4 protein-coding genes are annotated in these 3,687 nt (G+C 34.7%); all 4 read right to left on the minus strand.

Annotated features, from left to right (window positions below; all coding sequences use genetic code 11):
- Positions 1 to 370 precede the first annotated feature (370 nt).
- Positions 371 to 1,258, minus strand: a complete 888-nt coding sequence (locus tag QZ265_RS03630; protein WP_296403506.1) for a MetQ/NlpA family ABC transporter substrate-binding protein — start codon at positions 1,256 to 1,258, stop codon at positions 371 to 373.
- Between the two features lie 281 nt (positions 1,259 to 1,539).
- Positions 1,540 to 2,136: a methionine ABC transporter permease gene (locus tag QZ265_RS03635; RefSeq protein ID WP_296403543.1), complete on the minus strand. Its 597-nt coding sequence runs from the start codon at positions 2,134 to 2,136 to the stop codon at positions 1,540 to 1,542.
- 90 nt (positions 2,137 to 2,226) lie between these two features.
- Positions 2,227 to 2,982 carry a methionine ABC transporter ATP-binding protein gene (locus QZ265_RS03640; RefSeq protein WP_296403507.1) on the minus strand — a complete coding sequence of 252 codons (756 nt, stop codon included), beginning with the start codon at positions 2,980 to 2,982 and terminating at the stop codon, positions 2,227 to 2,229.
- 261 nt (positions 2,983 to 3,243) lie between these two features.
- Positions 3,244 to 3,450, minus strand: a complete 207-nt coding sequence (locus QZ265_RS03645; protein WP_296403509.1) for a DUF2905 domain-containing protein — start codon at positions 3,448 to 3,450, stop codon at positions 3,244 to 3,246.
- Positions 3,451 to 3,687 lie beyond the last annotated feature (237 nt).

Raw genomic sequence — 3,687 nt, forward strand, 5'->3', positions numbered from 1 at the left:
TTGCTATTTTTTTGTCACCTTCTTTTTATCCCAATGTTCAACACGCCCTAATAAGAAGACTAATCAGTGCTAATAATACGATGCACTAAGGTTTGTAAATGGCTAAGCTTAAGTCTAACAAATATAGGCTCATATCTCGATGTTAATTTTAAAATCCAAGCCTCTTTTAAACTTGCCCTTAGATAATGATGTCTCATAAAAAAACCTGATATCACAAAGTTATTATACTTCGTAGATAACAGGTTTTTTATCACTTGGATAATTTTAATTCATTAAGTATGAAATCAAAACTCTAGGATTATTTAACAATCATAATAATCTTTTATAGTCATAATAATTTTTACAATGATTATTATCTTTTACAGTAAAGTTATTTGCTTTGAGCAGTTTGATCTTCGTTCCATATTTTTGGATATTTATAACCTGGGAAAGTTTTATGTGCATAAGCCTTAAAGCTGTCAGAATTATAAGAATCAGTCACGTCTTTGACCCATTTAGCATCTTTATCTGCAGTCTTAACCGCTGACCAGTTTACATAAGCAAAGCTTTTTTCTTGATACAAAGCATCGGTTAATTTTATGCCTGAGTCCGTTGCATAGTTACCGTTGATAATTGCGAAGTCAACTTCATCACGAGCTCTTGGCAATTGGGCAGCTTCAAGTTCAACAATATCAATATTCATTGGGTTACTAGCAATATCTGATTTAGAAGCTGTCAGAGGATCTACGTTGTCTTTTAAAGTAATCCAACCTAAATCATTCATCATCACCAAAGCACGAGCAAAGTTACTTGGATCGTTAGGAGCAGATACTTTCATGCCATTGTAAGCTTCATTTAAGGCCTTCTTCTTACCACTATATATGCCTAAAGGCGCTGTAGGCACTTGAAATACTTCAACTAAATCTAAGTTGTTTTCTTTTTTGAAAGTATCTAAGTATGGCTTATGCTGGAATATATTGATATCCAAATCACCTTGAGCAAGTGCTATATTTGGGCGTACATAATCTGTAAAAGTAGTAAGCTTAACTGTGTAGCCTTTTGCTTCTAAGTCGCTTTTGACTTGATCGCGAACCATATCAGCGAAGTCGCCTTCGGTGGTGCCAATTACAATGGTCTTCTTATCTTTCGTAGAATCTGTTGCTTTATCTGTACTGGCAGTTTCTTGATTCGCATTGTTACAGCCGACTAAAACCATAACTGAAATACCTACTACAGCCGTTGCTGACACTACCTGATTACGAATATCTGCTAACTTCATGACTCTATCCTTTAAATAAGAAAGTTTTTTACAAGGTGAATTAATAATACTAGTTTCAATGTTATAAATAATGCTATAAAAATTTAATGGTTGCTGAAATAAAGTTTACATTCTAATTGAAATTAATTTAGGTCCAAATGAATCTTTTGGTACTGCTTATGAGTAAAATTCATTTAGAAGTATTCATCTAGCAGTTCTTGATTGAATATTAAATTTTTTGTTTGAAATTATGTAGGCTATTCGTCTAAAGGTTTCGTTTAAAAATAGAAGACAACACAGTTTTAACGCTTATCTAACTTGGCTGCTAGCAAATTACCAATACCTTGAATAGCAATTACCATTACTGATAGCATAATCACAATAAAAATCATCACTTCAGTCTGGTAACGATAATAACCATAACGAATAGCCAAATCCCCAAGCCCACCACCACCAATCATCCCTGCTGCTGCTGAATAAGATAGCAAACTGATACATAATATAGTGACTGAAAGTACCAATCCTGAACGAGCTTCAGTTAATAATACTTTTATTATAGTCAATGGACTTGCCCCCATAGACTCAGTTGCTTCAATAATTCCGCGTGGCACTTCACGTAAATTCTGCTCAACCAAACGAGCAAAATAAAACGAGCCTGCCAGTGCCAATACTAAAGAAGCTGCAACCGGTCCAATACTGGTACCAATCAACGATTTAGTAAACGGACTCATTGCGATCATTAAAATAACAAAGGGGAATGCCCGCATAAAATTGGTTATGCCACCTAATAGAGCATATAGGGATTTATTCTGTAATAACTGTTTATCGCTGAATAAAAACAAAAATATTCCAAATAAGCCCCCTATTATAATCGCTGCTGTGGTAGCAATACCCATCATTACAAAGGTATCAATTGTGGCTTGCCATATTTCTTTATGAAGCTCCCAAAGGCGAGCGGTGGCATCATTAAAAGTCATTGCTAGCATTTGTTAATCCTCTTGAACCAAACCGCGGCCTATTTCAGTAGTGGCAATGATTTGACCATTAGTTATATCAGCGACTTCCAATAACTTCCCTTGATCTAATAACGCAGCGCGATTACAAATGCGTCGAATTACACTCATCTCATGGGTCACAATGACAATGGTAACTCCGAGCTTTTTATTCACTTCTTTTAATGTGCTTAATAACGCACGCGTGGTAGAAGGGTCTAAAGCGCTGGTAGGTTCATCGGCCAATAAAACTTTTGGATTAGGCGCTATGGCACGTGCAATACCAACACGCTGCTTTTGACCGCCAGACAATTGAGCAGGATAATAATTGGCTCTATCTGTCAGATTTACTATCTCAAGGCATTCCATGACACGACTGTAAATGTTTGCTTTGGCATAGCCTGAAACATTTAGGTTAAAAGCCACATTATCGAAGACAGTTCTATTAGACATTAAATTAAACTGCTGGAATATCATGCCTACGTTATGACGGGCAACCCTTAATTGTTTAGGGTTTAAGTCAGTTAGCACCTCACCATCAATTGTGACTGATCCACCATCAGGACGCTCAAGTAAATTCATCAAACGTAATAAGGTTGACTTGCCGGCACCTGAATACCCCATTAAACCAAAGATTTCTCCTTGTTTAATGCTCAAAGAGATAGGCTCAACTGCGGTAAACCAACTAAGCTTACCGTCCTTTTGAGTTTGAAATTTTTTGTAGACTTGATCTAATACAATCATATCGCTCATGGCAGTTATCATAATGCTTTGCAGCTTTTAAAGTTATACTGAAAGAATGAGGAAGCACACAGTTTAAAAAGTACTGTAAGTAAAATTATAAAGCGCAATAATATAGCACATTAGTCCTGACGTGGCATTAACTAATGTCACCTATAAAAATGCTTAACTTGAATATAGTAATTCGAAACATTACTTAAACCATATAAAATCTCAAGTTAAGATTGCTTATTTAATGATCTTTATTTTTTAAAGTTCTAATAGTTATGTCATCTAGCGTCTAAACAAGTTTATTAAAATACTTAATACCACACTAACCACGATCATGGTTACAACAGGAAAATAAAACCTTGTATTGCCAGACTCATAGCGTACATCACCAGGTAACTTACCAAACCATGATAAAGCACCTGGAAAAGCTGTCCAAATTACCCCTAATATCACTAAAACCACTCCGATTAAAATCAAAATCTTAGACATATTTTTATTCCTTAATATCGTTAGTTATTAATAAATAGTGATTCAAAAATCATCCTACTTCTATCTGAATTCATCATTGATATTTGTTGGCAAGTAACAAATATGCCCTAAATAGACATATTTTGATAAAATGATTTCAGTTATCACATATACTATGTGTCAATTTATGTTGTGCCTTTTATACTATTTATATAGATAACTATTTATATTGGTCACTATTTATATTGGTCACTATTT

This window comes from Psychrobacter sp., from assembly GCF_018260395.1.
Classification (GTDB): Bacteria; Pseudomonadota; Gammaproteobacteria; order Pseudomonadales; family Moraxellaceae; genus Psychrobacter.